The organism is Halomonas sp. A020 (assembly GCF_027943625.1).
GTDB classification, from domain to species: Bacteria; Pseudomonadota; Gammaproteobacteria; order Pseudomonadales; family Halomonadaceae; genus Vreelandella; species Vreelandella piezotolerans.
Genome location: NZ_AP022850.1, coordinates 1,556,997 through 1,573,323 on the forward strand (window position 1 = coordinate 1,556,997; position 16,327 = coordinate 1,573,323).

Genomic DNA, 16,327 nt, shown 5'->3' on the forward strand with positions numbered 1-16,327 from the left:
ACTGTTACAATGGATGAATGAACAGTGCTTCTGCCGCCCCGGCGACCGCCTCTCTCGATGATCCCTTTTACTACTTAGCGAATTTTCGCTTCGTGGTCGCGTGGGTGCAGGCGCGCCACGGTGATCTACTCAGCGCCGATGAGCACCACGCGCTCGAGCAGTGGTTGCAGTTGCCACGCGCTTCTCAAGCGCTGCTGGTACGCATGGTGATGCGTAAAGGCGAGCTGTTTCGCTTGGATAAGCTCAGCTATACTGAAATTGGCGATACGCATCAGGCGTTGTTGCCACTGTTAGCCCTTGGCTGGGTGAGTGACGCACCGCTGTTAACCATTGATGAGTTGTTTCGGCTGCTGCGCTTGAGCGAGCTACGCGACGCCTTGAGAGCCTCTGTTCGTTCCGCCGGTCTGGCGTCTAATGCCACTAAAACCGCACTTCAGACGGCGTTAACGCCGGTACTCACCGATGCACTGCCGCTGCGCCAGTGGTGGCCAGAAGCGTCGACGCGTATCGTGCGACTCAACGTCATGGCGCTATGCGACCGCCTGCGGCTGATGTTCTTTGGCAACGTGCGCCAAGATTGGGCTGAGTTCGTGCTCACTGAGCTGGGCCTACAGCGTTTTGAACAGGTTCCGCTGACCGCAGAGTCTCGCGCGTTTCAGCGCCGGGAAGAGGTGGACACCTACCTCACGCTGCACCGCCTGCGCGAGCGTCTGGAAAACGGCGAATCTCCCGAGCAGCTGCCTGCAGAGGTGCCCGCCGCCTTTGGTAACCGCTGGCTAGACGCCCGCCGTTCGCGGCTGCTGTTGACCCTGGGCCGCACGGCAGAGCGCAGTGGCAACGTTGAGCAGGCGTTGTCGCTTTACGCCGAAGCGAATAACAGCGAGGCGCGTATACGTAGGCTGCGCGTACTGGAGCGCATTGGCCGTTACTCGGAAGCTTATGAACTCGCCCAGGTCGCGCTGGAGCAGGCAGGGGAGGGTGAGGCCCAAGCGCTGAGTCGCTTGCTACCGCGCTTGGCACGCAAGCTGGCGTTGCCCTCCCCACAGGCCGTCAAGGCGGCCGAGGCGCCGACCTATGTGTTGGAGCTTGCTGGTCCGCAACCAGTAGAACGCGCCGTTGCCGAGCACTTATCCACCGCCACTGCCCCGGTGTTCTATGTGGAAAATGGACTAATCACCGGGCTGTTTGGTCTGCTGCTCTGGCCTGTGATGTTCAAACCGCTACCGGGCGCGTTTTTTCATCCGTTCCACAGCGGCCCTGCGGATTTATACCGCGAGGATTTCGTCGTCCAGCGCCAAGCCGAGATCGACGCCTGCTTGGCGCAGTTAGACGACGGGCGTTACCGCGAGACGATTCGGGCCACCTGGCACGCCAAACAGGGCATTACCTCGCCCTTCGTGCACTGGGGACTCCTGAACGAGCCGCTGCTAACGGCGGCACTTGACTGTCTGCCCGCTGAGCACCTGCGGGCCTGCTTTATCCGCTTGTTGAGTGACCTAAAGCACAACCGAGCGGGCCTGCCCGATCTCATTCAACTGATACCCGATGCGCCCGATGGGGAGCTTCGCTATCGCATGATCGAAGTGAAAGGCCCCGGCGACCGGCTGCAGGATAACCAGCGCCGCTGGATCGACTTCTTCTGCCGCCACGACATACCCGTCGAAGTGTGCCACGTGCGCTGGCAGCCCGTGCCATGAGCCGCTATCGGGTGGCGGTGCGCACGCTGTGCGACTTCACCGCGCGCGAAGGTGATCTCGACCACCGCTTCACTCCCTCGCCCAGCGCCCAAGCGGGTATCGAGGGGCACGCTCTGGTGGCCAAACGGCGGGAAAACATAGCGGGTTACGAGGCCGAACTTCCTCTCTCCGGTGAGTATCAGGGGCTACACGTGTCTGGCCGCGCCGATGGTTTCGATGTGGCGGCCAACTGTGTCGAAGAGGTCAAGACCCATCGCGGTAGCCTAACGCGCATGGCCGATAACCAGCGGTCGCTCCACTGGGCGCAGGTAAAGATGTACGGGGCGCTGCTTTGCGCGGAGCGGGATTTGCCGCACATTACGTTGGCGCTGGTATACCTGAATATCGACAGTGGCCAGGAAACGCGGCTGACGCTCGAGGCTAGCAACGAGGAATTAACAGCGTTTTTTGTCGACCAGTGCCAACGCTTTTTAACCTGGGCCGAGCAGGAGGCCGCCCACCGCGAGCGTCGCGATGGGTGGCTCACCACGCTGACCTTTCCTCACGCGGATTTTCGCCCCGGCCAGCGGGCACTGGCCGAGGATGTCTTCAAAGCCGCCAGCACCGGGCGCTGCCTGCTGGCCCAGGCGCCCACTGGTATCGGCAAAACCCTGGGCACGCTGTTCCCTATGCTCTCCGCGATGCCCCGTCAGCGGCTCGACCGCATCGCCTTTCTCACCATGAAAACCCCAGGCCGCCGCTTGGCGTTGGATGCTTTGGCGAGCTTGGATGCTCCCACGCAGGCGCTGCGTGTGCTGGAACTGGTAGCCCGTGAAAAAGCGTGTGAGTACCCGGGTACCGCCTGCCAGGGCGATACCTGCCCGTTGGCCAGGGGGTTTTACGATCGCTTGTCTGCCGCTCGCCAAGTCGCGGTAGAGAAAAGCTGGCTAGACCGCGAAGCACTGCGCGAGGTAGCGCTGGCACATCACGTCTGCCCCTACTATTTGGGCCAGGAGCTGGCCCGCTGGGCCGATGTGGTCGTGGGGGATGTCAATCACTGGTTCGATAGCCATGCGCTTCTGCACGGGCTTGCCCAGGCCAACGACTGGCGGGTGGGCCTACTGGTGGATGAGGCGCATAACCTGGTAGAGCGCGCTCGTGGCATGTACAGCGCCGCCCTCACCCAGCAGCGCTTGAGCTATCTGCGCCGCCAATCCTCACCCGCCTTAGCCAAGCCGTTGGCCCGAGTGGGCAGGCAGTGGCAGGCGCTCAACAAAGAGACGGCCGAGCACGCACCAGAGCGCCGCTACCATGTGTTGGAGGCACTGCCCACCAAGCTGGTGGGGGCGCTGCATGCCCTGGCCGGGGCCATCACGGACTATCTCGTGGAGCATCCCGACGAAGTGAATCAGGCGCTTCAGGAACTGCTGTTCGAAGCACTGGCGTTCTGTCGCTTAGCGGAATCGTTCGGCGACCACTCGCTGTGCGATTTGGAGATTCAAGGTAAGGGACGTGCGGTGCTTGGGCTGCGCAATGTGATACCGGCGGATTTTCTTGCCCCCCGTTTTGAGCGTGCCCACTGTGCGGTGCTGTTTTCGGCCACGCTGACGCCTTTTCACTACTACCGGAACCTGCTGGGTCTTCCCGAACAGAGTGTTTGGCGTGAGGTAGACTCGCCGTTCGTGGCGTGCCAACTAGAGGTGCAGTTACGCACCGACATTTCCACGCGCTATCACCATCGTGTGGCGTCGGTAACGCCGATCGTGGCTACCCTGGCAGCGCAGTACCGGCGCACGCCGGGCCACTATTTGGCTTTTTTTAGCAGTTTTGCATACCTAGAACAGGTGATGCGTGCGTTCGAGTTGGCGCACCCTGAGATTCCGGCTTGGGCGCAAACACGCAGTATGCAGGAACCCGAGCGTGATGCGTTTCTAGCTCGCTTTGCATCGGGTGGGAAAGGGATTGGCTTTGCCGTATTGGGCGGCGCCTTTGCGGAGGGAATCGATTTGCCCGGTGACCGATTGATTGGTGCCTTTGTGGCGACGCTCGGCTTACCCCCCTTCAACGACTTCAACGAAGCGCTCAAGGCACGGCTGCAGGCGCGGTTCGGTCAAGGTGATGACTATACCTATCATATCCCCGGTATGATCAAAGTGGTGCAAGCCGCCGGGCGCGTGATCCGCAGCCCTGAAGATGAGGGGGTTGTGGTGTTAATGGATGATCGCTTCGCTCAGAACAAAGTGCGCGCCTTACTGCCGCGTTGGTGGCAGTTAAGCTGATCGTTACCTAAAGCACCATCAGGTTGCCTGATACGCTAATGAGCTAACCTATCATTAAATCGATAGAATATTGTTATTTATAATAAACGTGTATTGGGGCGTCGTGTGCGCCCGGCAATAAATATTGATCTATATCAATGTTTCGACACTTGCTCTAGCAATCTCTAAACGTCCAAGCGGGAATGCCGATAAACACGTTAGTCACCCTATCGTCAGAACGCCCTTCTACTGATAGCAAGACATCTATCTAGGTCGCGCTTGTGGCCTGTTGTTCCGTACTCACGTGGAAGACGCTAACGTGCTGAAAAACATATCGATCAAGGCAAGTCTGATCACCATCTTAGGACTCTTCGCGGCTTTTATACTGCTGGTGGCCGGGCTGGGCTACCTCAGTAGTTCTAAAGCATCCGACGCACTCGAAGAGCTCAATAGAATCAACGTTAAACAGCTGAACGCGCTTAATCGAGCGCAGGTCAACGTGGCCGACACCCAGCTGTTTTTCTTGAATCATCTCGATGCCTTGAGCGAAGGAGAGACCGCGCTTGCCAGCGCCCACCTAGAAAAAGCCAATCAAACGCTTCAGATGGCTAAACAGTATTTCGAAGATTTCTTGGCCGTGCCGAAATCAGCACAGGGCCAACCCTATGCCGATGCTATCGAGGCAGCGTTTACACAGCTCGTTGCCAATGGTTTGGAGCCGCAATATACCGGACTCGACAATCGTAATGAAGCTGCGTTTCGTGCCGCTAAAACGACCGGCGATCAGCTCAACCTAGCGTACATGGCCGCAAATGAAGCCTTTATCGCCTATGCTCGTCAGCGCGGCCAGAACCTCATGGATGATTATCAACAGAGCAGAACCATCAATACGTATGTGGAGATCGCTGTGCTGCTGTTTGTGGCGCTGTGTATCGCGCTGGTGCTCATGGGCATGATGCGTGTCGTCCTGCGTCCGCTCAAAGAGGCGGGGCAGCATTTCGAGCGCATTGCGCAAGGCGATCTATCGCACAGCATTGCCGACCGTGGCCGTAACGAAATTGGCCAACTCTTTTCGGCGATGCGACACATGCAAACGGGACTGTCGCAAACGGTCTCTTCCGTACGTGATAGCAGTGGCTCGATCCACATTGGCGCACGCGAAATTGCCGGGGGTAACGCTGATCTGTCTTCCCGCACTGAGCAGCAGGCCGCTTCCCTCGAGGAGACCGCTGCCAGCATGGAGCAGCTAACGGCGACGGTGAAGCAAAACTCCGACAATGCGCGTCAAGGCAGTACGTTGGCAAGCGAAGCGTCGGCGACGGCTGCCCAGGGTGGCGAGGCCGTCGAGCAAGTGGTCGTGACCATGCACGGCATTGCCGACAGCTCCCGAAAAATCAGCGATATCATTGGCGTCATTGACTCTATTGCGTTCCAAACCAATATTTTGGCGCTCAATGCGTCGGTGGAAGCGGCGCGCGCAGGGGAGCAAGGCAGGGGGTTCGCGGTGGTCGCGACCGAAGTGCGTAATCTTGCCAGCCGCAGTGCCGATGCTGCCAAAGAGATCAGAGCACTGATCGAAACATCGGTAGGGCAGGTGGAGCAAGGGTCGCAGCTGGTAGAGGGCGCCGGGCAGACCATGGAGGCCATTATGGCGTCCGTGAAGCGCGTCGCCGATATCATGGACGAAATTTCCGCGGCCTCGACCGAACAAAGTGACGGCATCGAGCAGGTGAACCAAGCCATCGCACAAATGGATGAAGTCACCCAGCAAAACGCGGCGTTGGTTCAAGAGTCCGCCTCAGCGGCAGCGTCTTTAGAAGAGCAAGCTGCCCATTTGGAGCGCGCAGTCGCTACGTTCAAACTATCGGCCCACGAAGCTCGTCACCCGCTTCCCATCGCGCGCGCGCCAGCGCAGGCTCCGGCAAAGCCCACCGTTTCATCGGCCAAGAAAAACCGTGCCGATGTGGCCGAACCGGAGTGGGAGGCGTTTTAAGCACGCGCCTGCCGTCCCCCCTATCCGCGTGGCTGGGGGGATGCCAACAAAAACGGCCACTTGCTTAGAGAGCGAAGTGGCCGTTTTCATTGAATTCTTTGGTCGGAATAGCAGGATTCGAACCTACGACCTCTGCCTCCCGAAGGCAGCGCTCTACCAAGCTGAGCTATATTCCGAAGGTTGCTAAGACATGCTCAACAACGGGACGAATCATACGCAGGGAAGGGGCTTTTTTCAAGCCCCTTTTGCGTGGTTTGTGCCGCGAGGCCGATCTCGACGGTTAGGCTTGGCGGTCGACGGCCAAGCGGGCAAGCTGCGCCATACTATCGCGGTAGGCGCTGGGGGGTAAGGCGTCGAGCTCGGCCAGCGCTTTGTCCGCCATCTCTTCTGCCCGGGCGCGAGTATATTCGAGGGCGCCGGTGGCGTGAATGATCGCCAGCACCTCGTCCAGTTGCTCCAGGCCGCCTTTACGGATCACCTGGCGAATCAGCTTGGCTTGCTCAGGGGTGCCACGCTCCATGGCATGAATGAGGGGCAAGGTAGGTTTACCTTCGGCGAGGTCGTCTCCCACGTTCTTACCCATGGCATCAGCGTCGCCCTGGTAATCCAGCAGGTCGTCGATCAATTGGAAAGCGAGACCCAGATAGCGGCCGTAGTGCTGCAGGGCGCGCTCTTGCTCGGACGTGGCGTCGGCGAGCACGGCGCCGCTATGAGAAGCGGCTTCGAACAGCATCGCGGTTTTGCCTTGTATCGTCTCGAAGTAGTCCGTCTCGGAAATGCTGGGATTGCCGATGTTGGTCAGCTGCAGCACCTCGCCTTCCGCGATGACGCAGGTCGCGCCCGATAGAATCGCCATGATGCGCATGGAACCGACGTCGACCATCATTTGAAACGAGCGGGAGTAGAGAAAGTCGCCTACCAGGACCGAGGGCGCATTACCCCAGGCGTCGTTGGCGGTTTTTTTGCCTCGACGCATGTGCGACTCATCCACCACGTCGTCATGCAGTAGCGTCGAGGTATGCATGAACTCGATGAGGGTGGCGAGGGTAATGTGTTTGTCACCCTCATAGTCTAACGCACGTGCCGCCAGCAGGACCAACAGCGGACGCAGGCGCTTGCCGCCGCTGTCGATGATGTACTGGCCGATGGTTTCGACCAGCGGCACTTTAGAGTTGAGCTGCGCCACGATGGTGCGGTTGACGGCATCAAAGTCATCCGCCACCACGGCGTGCAGCGGTGAAGGCGAAGGGCTGGCAGGCGAGGTGGGGGAGACGTTGGCTGTCATGGGTTCCGTTCATTGCGGCGGGTAAAAGGTTGAAGCCATGCTATGGGGCTGCCTGTAAGGCGTCAAGGCGTAGCGCGGCGGGGAGGGCGCATGAGCGATTGACAAACCCCAGTGGCCTTGTGGTATGCAGCGATAGTCGTTATAATCCGCGACCCACTCATCATGCTCCCTGTCAGATGGTTGCCAAAAGGGGCGCCACTCGCAGCAGGTCGATAAGAGCGGAAGGCGATGAGCGTTGGTTACGCGGGGCGTAACCGGCATTAACGACAAGTCCGGAGAGCGACATGTACGCAGTTATCAAAAGCGGTGGCAAACAGTACCGCGTTCAAGAAGGTCAGACCCTCAAACTCGAGAAAATCGAAGTCGCGACCGGCGAAACGATAGAGTTTGATGAAGTGCTGCTGGTTGCAGACGGCGACGACGTCAACGTTGGCGCTCCGCTGGTAAGCGGTGCCAAGGTGTCCGCCGAAGTCGTTTCCCACGGCCGTGGTGACAAAGTCACCATCATCAAGTTCCGCCGCCGGAAGCACCACATGAAGCGTCAGGGCCACCGTCAGTGGTTCACTGAAGTCAAAATTACCGGAATTTCTGCGTAAGCAGTCACTTCCCTTTAGGAGGATTTTGCAATGGCACATAAAAAGGCAGCCGGCTCCACGCGTAACGGTCGCGATTCCGAATCCAAACGCCTGGGTGTGAAACTGTACGGTGGCCAAGCGGCAACCGCCGGTAACATCATCGTTCGTCAGCGCGGCACGCGTTTCCATGCTGGCACGGGCGTTGGCGTTGGTCGCGACTACACGCTGTTCGCGCTGAACGATGGCGTCGTGAAGTTCGAGACCAAAGGTCCGAAGAACCGTAAATTCGTCAGCATCGTGTCTGCCTAAGCAGCCACGATCGCGGTGTGTAAGTTATCTTGGGTAATTTACGCAGTGTGAAGATGACGAAAAAAAGCCCCGCCATGGCGGGGCTTTTTTGTCTTTTCGATCCCTTTGGCCCGCATGAAGCGGGAGGGATAGTGTAGTGGTAGTCAGGGCGGCGGAAGCGGCCGGGAGAATCCAATGCAGTTCGTCGATGAAGCCTCGATCATTGTTGAGGCAGGTAAAGGCGGCAATGGCTGTCTGAGCTTTCGCCGCGAGAAATATGTGCCCAAAGGGGGCCCTGATGGTGGCGATGGCGGCCACGGAGGCAGCGTCTATCTGATTGGTGATGATGCGCTCAACACCTTGATTGATTTCAAGTTTCAGCGTTTCTACAAAGCTGAAAACGGTCAGGGCGGTATGGGTCGCCAGATGAGCGGTAAAGCCGGGGAAGATCTGCACGTCAAAGTGCCGGTGGGCACCACGGTGATCGATGAAGATACCCTAGAGGTGATTGCCGACGTGACGGAAATCGGTCAGGTCGTGCTGGTGGCCGAAGGTGGTCGCCGTGGGTTGGGTAACATTCACTTCAAGTCTTCTACCAATCGCGCACCGCGTCGTACCACGCCAGGCACCGAAGGTGATCGCCGCAATTTGCGCCTGGAAATGAAGGTAATGGCGGACGTGGGCCTGCTCGGCATGCCCAACGCCGGTAAGTCGACGCTGATTCGGTCGGTGTCGGCGGCCAAGCCGAAGGTGGCCAACTACCCGTTCACCACGCTGGTGCCGAACCTGGGCGTGGTCAAGCTGGGGATGCACGAGCACTTCGTGATGGCCGACGTTCCGGGACTGATCGAAGGAGCTTCCGATGGCGCGGGTCTGGGGCTGCGCTTCTTGAAGCACCTGACCCGTACGCGGCTGCTGTTCCACGTGGTGGATGTGGCGCCGTTCGACGAGTCCGATCCGGTCGAGGCTGCTCAGGCCATCGTGCACGAGCTGGGCCAGTTCTCCCCGGCGCTCTCCGAGCGGCCGCGCTGGCTGGTGTTGAACAAGTTCGACCTGCTGCCGGAAGAGGAGCGCGAAGCGCGGGCCCAGGCGATCATCGAGGCGTTGAACTGGGACGGTCCGGTGTTCCGTATTTCGGCGATCAGCAGCGAAGGCACTGACAAGCTGGTGCAGGCGGCGTACCGCTGGCTCACCGAGCAGCAGCGTCTGGAAAACGAAGACGAAGAGGCCCATGCCCGCGAGCAGGAGATGCGTCGCCGCATGGAAGAGGAGTCGGTGGCCCGCACCGAGGCTCGCCTTGGTCGTCGCCGCAAGCGCGATGACGACGAAGACGATGACGATTTCGACGACGATGATTACGATGTCGACGTAGAGTACGCCCCGTAAACGGCAGGCATGCCGACCAGGATGAATCGCGTGAGCGCAATGGCGTGGGAGAGTCGCGACGTGGAACACAACGAGCAGTTGCCGGGCCGTGAGGCGCTGAGTAGCGCCCGCCGGATAGTGGTCAAGATTGGCAGCGCGCTGCTCACCAACGATGGCCGCGGGCTGGACGAAGCGGCCATCGGCGGGTGGGTGGATCAAATTGCTGCCTTGCATCAGCAGGGTATCGATGTGGTGTTGGTCTCTTCGGGAGCCGTGGCGGCAGGCATGGTGCGCCTAGGCTGGCAGGCGCGCCCCAGCGCCGTGCACGAGCTTCAGGCGGCGGCAGCCGTAGGGCAGAACGGGCTCACCCAGTGCTACGAGCAGCACTTTGCTCGCCACGGCATGCTCACTGCGCAAATTCTGCTTACCCACGACGATCTCTCTAACCGTAAGCGCTATCTCAATGCGCTCTCGGCGCTGCGTACCCTGGTGGAGATGCGCGTGGTGCCGGTGATCAACGAAAACGATACCGTCGTCACCGACGAGATCCGCTTCGGCGATAACGACACACTGGGCGCGCTAGTGGCCAACCTCCTGGAGGCCGATGCGCTGCTGCTACTCACCGACCAGGAAGGCCTGTTCGATGCCGACCCGCGCCATGATCCGTCGGCCACGCTGATTGCCGAAGGGCGAGCCGACGACCCGCGTTTGGCCGCCGTCGCGGGCAGCGGTGGCGCGCTGGGTCGTGGAGGCATGAGCACCAAGGTGCGTGCAGCGCAGCTCGCGGCGCGCTCCGGCGCGGTGACCGTGATTGCCAGCGGTCGCCAGCCGGACGTCATTACTCGCCTGATGGGCGGCGAAGCGTTGGGTACGCTGCTGCGCCCGGATCAGGCGCCGATGGCCGCGCGTAAGCGCTGGCTAGCAGGGCAGCTACAGGTGCGCGGTACTCTGGTGCTGGATGCGGGCGCGGTCAACGTGCTGCGCGACAAAGGCTCCAGTCTGCTAGCCGTGGGTGTACGGGACGTTCAGGGCAGTTTCAAGCGTGGCGACATGGTGCTCTGTGTGGATGAACAAGGTGCCCGCGTGGCCAAGGGCTTGATCAACTACGGTGCCGATGAGGCGCGCCAGCTAGCAGGCCAACCCAGCCATCAGATCGAAGCCATTCTCGGCTACGTGGAAGCCCACGAGCTCATCCATCGCGACAATCTCGTGGTGATTTAAACATAGGTTAACCGCGCCGTTTGGGTGGCAGCGGTATTTGGTGCGGCCAGTCGTCGGGCACCACCATCAGCCGCGTTAGCGGCCTCTCTTCGTAATGTGCTCCCTCCTGCTCTTTCTGCGGATCGTACAGCATCACTTGCTGCGGTCCGTAGCGGTCGACCTGTGCCATCACGTCTGGCATCCGCTGTTTGGCAGCGCCAAAGGCGTCGAGCGGTGGAGGGGCTAACCAGTGGGGCTTGGTAAGTCTGGCGAGCTGCAGCGCCGTGCTGTAATGCTCGGCGACACTGGGCCAAGCATGCTGATGGCACCACCATCCACGCCGATGCTCGGCCGTGGCGCCCGCGGGGGGCGGCAGCGTTGCGTGCCAGGGGTAAAACAGCACGCCAGGAAGGGCTAGCCGTTGAGTGAGCCGTGCGCTGAGCGCTGTCGGCTCTGCGATGTCACGGGGCGCTAGCCAGTGCGCCATGGCAGTCTTTGCCTGAGGCGTACGGGAGAGCGGTAGCTGATGATGTAAAAGATGGCTGTACTTCAGCGCTAAGCTGTCCAAGCCCCCGGGGCCAATCCAACGACTTTGGCACGCGGCGTCTCCTGGCCCTTCAGGCAGGCCGAGATAGAACTTGATCGCCACTTCCAAATGAACCGGAGCCGGGTTTTCCCGAGTACGGTAGAGCATGTCCAGCTCACCCAGGGTGTTTCGTCGATGGGTAATGCGCAGATTGTGGGCCAGCAGGCGAGTGTTGGGCGCGTTATCCAGCAGCAAATGCCAAAGCCGCTCATGGTAGTGCCCCATGCGGGTGGCGAGCTGGCCATCGAGCGCGGCGACATTGGGCGCTAGTGTTTGCAACCACGCCTGCTGCCCGCCATCGAGACCCAATGTGGCATTGCTGGGGCGGCCGGGGTAGTTGCCCAGCGCCACGAGGTCCGGTGTTGCCAGCAGCCACGCCATATCGCGCAGTACGGCGTGGTGAATCCTATCGCTGACACCTTCGGCAGAGGTCGTCAAACGTCTCTCCTATCAAGGGGGCTCGAGAGGCGACTGAGTCAGCCGCTTGCTGCTACGCTAAACACAATACCTCGTGATGCCAATAAAATCCCTACCGAGCCAAGGAGTGTTGCATGGGCAGTCGCAAGTCGAAAAAGAAAACGTCTAAAACGCACAAGTCCTCGGCGATAACGTCCGCCAATCATGCGCCACAGCAGCTAACCCCTGAGACGGGCGCCGCGCTATTCGAGGATGCTCGCTCGCGGCTTGAAACGGTGTTCAAAGCGCTGGAAATTCATCCCGATGCCCAGGCCCGGCTGATGCAGCCTAGCCTCTCGCTGCAAGTGAGCGTGCCGGTCCGTATGGACGACGGTAGCTTGAAGGCGTTTCCCGCTTGGCGGGTGCAGTACGACACCAGCCTCGGCCCGGCCAAGGGCGGCGTGCGCTTCCACCCGGATGTGAATCAGCATGAGGTGACTACGCTGAGCTTTTGGATGGCCGTCAAGTGCGCCGTAGTGGGGCTGCCCTATGGCGGGGGTAAAGGTGGCGTGCAGGTGGATGCCAAGGCGCTATCGTCATTGGAGCGTGAGCGCTTGGCGCGCGGCTATATCCGCGCTATTGCCGATATCATGGGGCCCGACCGTGACATTCCCGCTCCGGACGTAAACACCGATGCCACCGTCATGGGCTGGATGATCGATGAGTACGAGCAGATTCGACGTGCCCAGGCGCCCGCAGCGATCACCGGAAAACCGCTCTCACTGGGTGGCTCGCCGGGGCGCGTCGAAGCCACGGGGCGCGGAGCGCTCACCGTACTGGACCTATGGGCTGAGCGCGAGGAGCGCACGCCCGAAGAGACCACCCTCGCCGTGCAAGGATTTGGTAATGCGGCTTTCCATTTTGCGCGTCTGGCAAGCCAGCGTGGCTATAAGGTGGTCGCGGTCTCCGATTCGAGTGGCGCGATCTACCATGCCGACGGGCTGGATATCGACGCGGCGAAAGAGGATAAGCAACAGCACGGCAAGCTGTCCAAAAGCCAGCAGGGCAAAGCCATGTCGGGGGATGAGTTACTGGGGCTGGAGGTCGATGTGCTGGTGCTCGCCGCGCTGGAAAATCAGCTGCACCGCGACAATGTCGACGAGGTGAAGGCTGGCGCGGTGCTCGAAATTGCCAACGGGCCGCTCACTAGCGAAGCGGATACCGCACTGGAAAAACGGGACATTCCGGTGCTGCCTGACGTGCTGGCGAATACCGGCGGCGTCATCGTGAGCTACTTCGAGTGGCTGCAAAACCGCGCTGGTGAAAAGTGGCACGAGAGCGAGGTCAATCAGCGCTTGGATGACCGACTTGGCGATGAAGCCAAGCGAGTGCTGCTCAGGGCGGAAAAAGAGCAGGTGACGTATCGACAAGCCGCCTATCGCCAGGGCATCGAGCGGATTGCGGAAGCCATCATGGCGCGAGGTAACTGCCAGGACTGCCGCTAGTCAGCGAAGCGACATAGCGCAACGTCAGCGGCGGGCCCAAAGGCCCGCCGCTGATGGAGTGTTAGCCCCGGGGTGCTAACGAGAACGTGTATTAATCGAGCGATCAGTCGCGATCTATCTGGGTCACTTCAAAGGAGCCCTGGCGGAGGCTCAGCTCTAGTTCGCGACCGTTCTGCTCTCGGCCTTCGACGTCGATGATGCCGCTTTTATCGATATCGATGCTTTCGAATTCGGTCATGCCTTCTTGGCTCGCGGCATTGAGTGCTTGGCGAACGTCCTCTTCGCTCATGCCCCAAGCACCGGTAATCAAGCGCTTACGTTCTTCCTGCAGGGTGTCGCCGTTATCGATGGAGAAATCCACCTCGGCGTACCACTCGTCATCCAGCCAGCCCTCCACTTCGACACGGCCGCGGTCGTCGGCGTTGATCTCCTCGATATGGGTGAACCCGTAGTCGGCAGCGTAGGTTAGAATGTCATCGATCCGGTCCATCGGCTGCGTGTCTGCTTGGGCGCTACCCGCTGCGGCGGTAAGTAGAAGAGCAGAAGTCGGGATCAGCAGCATTTTTTTCATCGCGTTCATGTCAAATTCCTTCTTTGCTTGGTGAATGCATTGCTGGATGATGCCTAACGAGGTCAGTCAGCGAATGCGACAGGGTAGTTATATCATCTGGGTTCTTTCCTAAACCTGACAAAGCCGTTCATCTGGCGTTCATGTTGCCTTTGGCATTCTAGCGACATGAAAATGACCTCTCTTTTTTCGCTTAAGCAGTCCCCTATGCGGCGGCTCCCGTTGAAGGGGAGTGCGGCGCTGGTGCTGGTACTCTTGTTGATGAGTAGCGCGACCGGGGACCAGCACTGGAAAGACCTGCATAGCGAAGTGCAGCGAGGCGACGTGGTGCCGCTGGAGACCATTCTCGACTGGCTCGACGCCCATTACATGGGTGACGTGTTGGAGATCGAGGTCGAGCGCGATGATGGGCTGGTCGAGTATGAAATCAAGCTGCTAGGACCCCAAGGCCAAGTCGTGGAGTTCGAGTTCGATGGCCAAAGTGGCCAGCTCATGCAAATCGAGGGTGTGCGCATTCGCGAGATGCAGCGTTAAGTCGTTTTTCCATTAAGGGTGTGTTGATGAAGTGTTTACTGGTAGAGGATGACCAGGCGCTTGCCCGTGAGCTGAGCCAAGCGCTGCAGGATGGCGATTGGATCGTCGAGCGGGCTGAGAACGGCCAGGAAGCGGACTTTTTGGTGCGAACAGAGGCGTACGATACGGTCATTTTGGATATTGGCTTGCCCGATGGCGACGGTACCCGCTGGCTCTCTTCCTGGCGTGAAGACGGTATCGATCTTCCCGTACTGATTTTGACTGCACGAGAACGCTGGGCCGATAAAGCTGCTGGCTTCACCGCCGGTGCCGACGATTATGTCACCAAGCCTTTCGAGCCTGCTGAAGTGCTCTTTCGCCTGCGGGCGCTGGTGCGCCGCACTCACGGTCACGCGCACCCGGTCCTCAAGGTCGGCGAGCTCTGCTTGGATACGCATACCCAGCACGTCACGTTGGTGGGCAGACCGGTGAGCTTGACCGCCCAGGAAACCCGCCTATTGAGTTATTTGATGCACGCCGCTCCCCGAGTCGTTAGCCGTAGTGAGCTCTCAGAGCATGTCTACGACCGCGATCACGAGCCCGATTCCAACGTGATCGACGTGCAGGTGAGTCGTCTGCGTCGCAAGCTGGGCGCATGGCGCATTGCGACGCTGCGTGGCCAAGGCTATCGCTTACTGTCTGACGAACCGAGCGACACATGAGCGCTGGTGTCGTTTCTTGGAGTCAGCGCTGGGCCGGGCGGTCGATCAACTTACGCCTGCTGCTGGCGGTGCTATTGATGGTGCTACTGGCGCTGCCCATCGCTGGATGGCTACTGGCGCATCACTACCGCACCGCGGCCGTCGGCGCCTTCGACGAGCGGCTGGAAGCGACGCTCAACGTGGTGATCGCCGGGGTGACCTACGATCCTTTGAGCGAGCAGCTCAGCTACGAGCGTGCGCTAGGGGACCCTCGCTTCGACCACGTGTACTCCGGCTGGTACTGGCAAATTACCGATGAGGCGAACCACACGGTCACGTCGCGGTCGTTATGGGATCAGCGCTTACCGGTGCTGGAAAGCGAGCGATTGACTGCCCGCACTCTGTCGGGCCCACGTGGTCAGCAACTGCGCGTGGTAGAGCGAGATATCTACCTGGGCGCGCTGGAAGCGCCGCTACACGTGAGCGTTGCCGCGCGAGACGATGACTTGCGCGAGGACATCAAGGCCTTCCAGCAGGTGTTATGGCTAGGACTGTTGGGCCTTGGGGTGATGCTGTTGGGCGTGTTGGCGCTGCAGGTGCGGTGGGGGCTCGCGCCGCTGCGGCGTATGAATGCCAACCTGCGCGACGTAGAGCAGGGGCGAGCAGAGCAACTGGATACCCGGCTGCCCGAGGAGTTAGCGACCCTCGCTGCTTCCATGAACGCGGTGCTGGCCCGCGATCAGCGGCTCATCGAGCGCGGCCGCCACACGGCGGGCAATTTGGCCCATGCCCTCAAAACGCCGATCAGCGTCATGCGGCTACTGGCCAAACAGCTCCCTAGCGAGAGCCGCAGTGCCTGGGAGGCCGAGCTGGCGCGTATCGATAGCGCCGTGCGTCACCATCTGGCGCGGGCCTCTGCCGCCGGTGAGGGCGTACGCTTTGCCCCGGTGGCGCTACACGAGACGCTCTCGCCGCTCATCACTGGGCTCGCCCGGCTAGCGCAGCGCCGCCATATTACGTTGCGCCAAACCGTCGATAGCGGCGTGGAGGTGCATATGGATAGTCAAGATTTACAAGAGATGGCGGGTAACGTGCTCGACAATGCGCTGCGCTGGGCTAATAGCGATGTGCACATTCGTCTGCAGGCCGACCACAAGACGCTACGGTTGGTGGTGAGCGACGATGGTCCTGGCATGACGGCCCAGGAGTGCCAAGCGGCGGTGCGGCGCGGCAAGCGGCTGGACGAGCAGCGCTCGGGCAGCGGGTTGGGCTTGGCCATCGTGACGGACCTCGTCACGCTTTATCATGGCCAGATGCGCCTACAGCGCGCAGCGTCTGGCGGTTTAGAGGTGGTCATTGAACTGCCTGTGGTCGCTGTTTGAATCGACCCGTCAAGCAGCGATGCAACACACAGCACA

Annotated in this window: 14 protein-coding genes and 1 tRNA gene; 11 read left to right on the forward strand and 4 right to left on the reverse strand. The window is 60.3% G+C overall.

Annotated features, from left to right (window positions below):
• Positions 1–17: 17 nt before the first annotated feature.
• The 3 genes from FRH_RS07265 (at position 18) to FRH_RS07275 (ending at position 5,927) form a co-directional block, all read left to right on the forward strand.
• The gene (locus FRH_RS07265) at positions 18–1,697 is read left to right on the forward strand and encodes a VRR-NUC domain-containing protein (RefSeq protein ID WP_281998012.1); all 1,680 of its coding nucleotides are present in this window, start codon (positions 18–20) and stop codon (positions 1,695–1,697) included.
• Positions 1,694–3,955, forward strand: a complete 2,262-nt coding sequence (locus tag FRH_RS07270; RefSeq protein WP_281998013.1) for an ATP-dependent DNA helicase — start codon at positions 1,694–1,696, stop codon at positions 3,953–3,955. Before FRH_RS07265 ends, FRH_RS07270 begins: the two co-directional genes overlap by 4 nt.
• 298 nt (positions 3,956–4,253) lie before the next feature.
• Positions 4,254–5,927, forward strand: a complete 1,674-nt coding sequence (locus FRH_RS07275; protein ID WP_281998014.1) for a methyl-accepting chemotaxis protein — start codon at positions 4,254–4,256, stop codon at positions 5,925–5,927.
• A 99-nt stretch (positions 5,928–6,026) separates the two neighbouring features.
• On the opposite strand, the gene FRH_RS07280 is transcribed toward FRH_RS07275, so the two are convergent.
• Both FRH_RS07280 and ispB read right to left on the reverse strand, forming a co-directional pair.
• Positions 6,027–6,103 (reverse strand) — tRNA-Pro (locus FRH_RS07280).
• A 104-nt stretch (positions 6,104–6,207) separates the two neighbouring features.
• The gene (gene ispB / locus FRH_RS07285) at positions 6,208–7,212 is read right to left on the reverse strand and encodes an octaprenyl diphosphate synthase (RefSeq protein ID WP_239286489.1); all 1,005 of its coding nucleotides are present in this window, start codon (positions 7,210–7,212) and stop codon (positions 6,208–6,210) included.
• Positions 7,213–7,496: 284 nt separating this feature from the next.
• Between ispB and rplU the strand changes: the two genes are divergently transcribed.
• From rplU to proB, 4 genes are all read left to right on the forward strand, one after another.
• The gene (gene rplU / locus FRH_RS07290) at positions 7,497–7,808 is read left to right on the forward strand and encodes a 50S ribosomal protein L21 (RefSeq protein ID WP_139527921.1); all 312 of its coding nucleotides are present in this window, start codon (positions 7,497–7,499) and stop codon (positions 7,806–7,808) included.
• 30 nt (positions 7,809–7,838) lie between these two features.
• Positions 7,839–8,096 (forward strand): 50S ribosomal protein L27, encoded by a 258-nt coding sequence (gene rpmA, locus FRH_RS07295; RefSeq protein ID WP_139527922.1) that lies wholly within the window; start codon positions 7,839–7,841, stop codon positions 8,094–8,096.
• A 174-nt stretch (positions 8,097–8,270) separates the two neighbouring features.
• Positions 8,271–9,461: an Obg family GTPase CgtA gene (gene cgtA, locus FRH_RS07300; RefSeq protein WP_239286488.1), complete on the forward strand. Its 1,191-nt coding sequence runs from the start codon at positions 8,271–8,273 to the stop codon at positions 9,459–9,461.
• Between the two features lie 39 nt (positions 9,462–9,500).
• Complete coding sequence (gene proB, locus FRH_RS07305; RefSeq protein ID WP_231125607.1) at positions 9,501–10,661, forward strand: glutamate 5-kinase; 1,161 nt, start codon at positions 9,501–9,503, stop codon at positions 10,659–10,661.
• A gap of 7 nt (positions 10,662–10,668) precedes the next feature.
• Here the strand turns inward: proB and FRH_RS07310 are convergent, their stop codons facing one another.
• Entirely contained in the window at positions 10,669–11,664 is a 996-nt protein-coding gene (locus FRH_RS07310; RefSeq protein ID WP_343218338.1) for a DUF1853 family protein, read from the reverse strand.
• A 113-nt stretch (positions 11,665–11,777) separates the two neighbouring features.
• Between FRH_RS07310 and FRH_RS07315 the strand changes: the two genes are divergently transcribed.
• Positions 11,778–13,127: a Glu/Leu/Phe/Val dehydrogenase gene (locus FRH_RS07315; RefSeq protein WP_239286487.1), complete on the forward strand. Its 1,350-nt coding sequence runs from the start codon at positions 11,778–11,780 to the stop codon at positions 13,125–13,127.
• Between the two features lie 103 nt (positions 13,128–13,230).
• Here FRH_RS07315 and FRH_RS07320 read toward each other — a convergent pair whose 3' ends face one another.
• A complete protein-coding gene (locus tag FRH_RS07320; RefSeq protein ID WP_239286486.1) occupies positions 13,231–13,707 on the reverse strand; it encodes a PepSY domain-containing protein in 477 nt (158 codons plus the stop codon).
• 195 nt (positions 13,708–13,902) lie between these two features.
• Between FRH_RS07320 and FRH_RS07325 the strand changes: the two genes are divergently transcribed.
• The 3 genes from FRH_RS07325 to FRH_RS07335 are packed head-to-tail and all read left to right on the forward strand — an operon-like array spanning position 13,903 to position 16,291.
• Positions 13,903–14,229 carry a hypothetical protein gene (locus FRH_RS07325; protein ID WP_231125601.1) on the forward strand — a complete coding sequence of 109 codons (327 nt, stop codon included), beginning with the start codon at positions 13,903–13,905 and terminating at the stop codon, positions 14,227–14,229.
• A gap of 26 nt (positions 14,230–14,255) precedes the next feature.
• Positions 14,256–14,930, forward strand: a complete 675-nt coding sequence (locus FRH_RS07330) for a response regulator transcription factor (RefSeq protein ID WP_239286485.1) — start codon at positions 14,256–14,258, stop codon at positions 14,928–14,930.
• A complete protein-coding gene (locus FRH_RS07335; RefSeq protein WP_239286484.1) occupies positions 14,927–16,291 on the forward strand; it encodes a HAMP domain-containing sensor histidine kinase in 1,365 nt (454 codons plus the stop codon). The genes FRH_RS07330 and FRH_RS07335 overlap by 4 nt, the downstream gene beginning before the upstream one ends.
• Positions 16,292–16,327 lie beyond the last annotated feature (36 nt).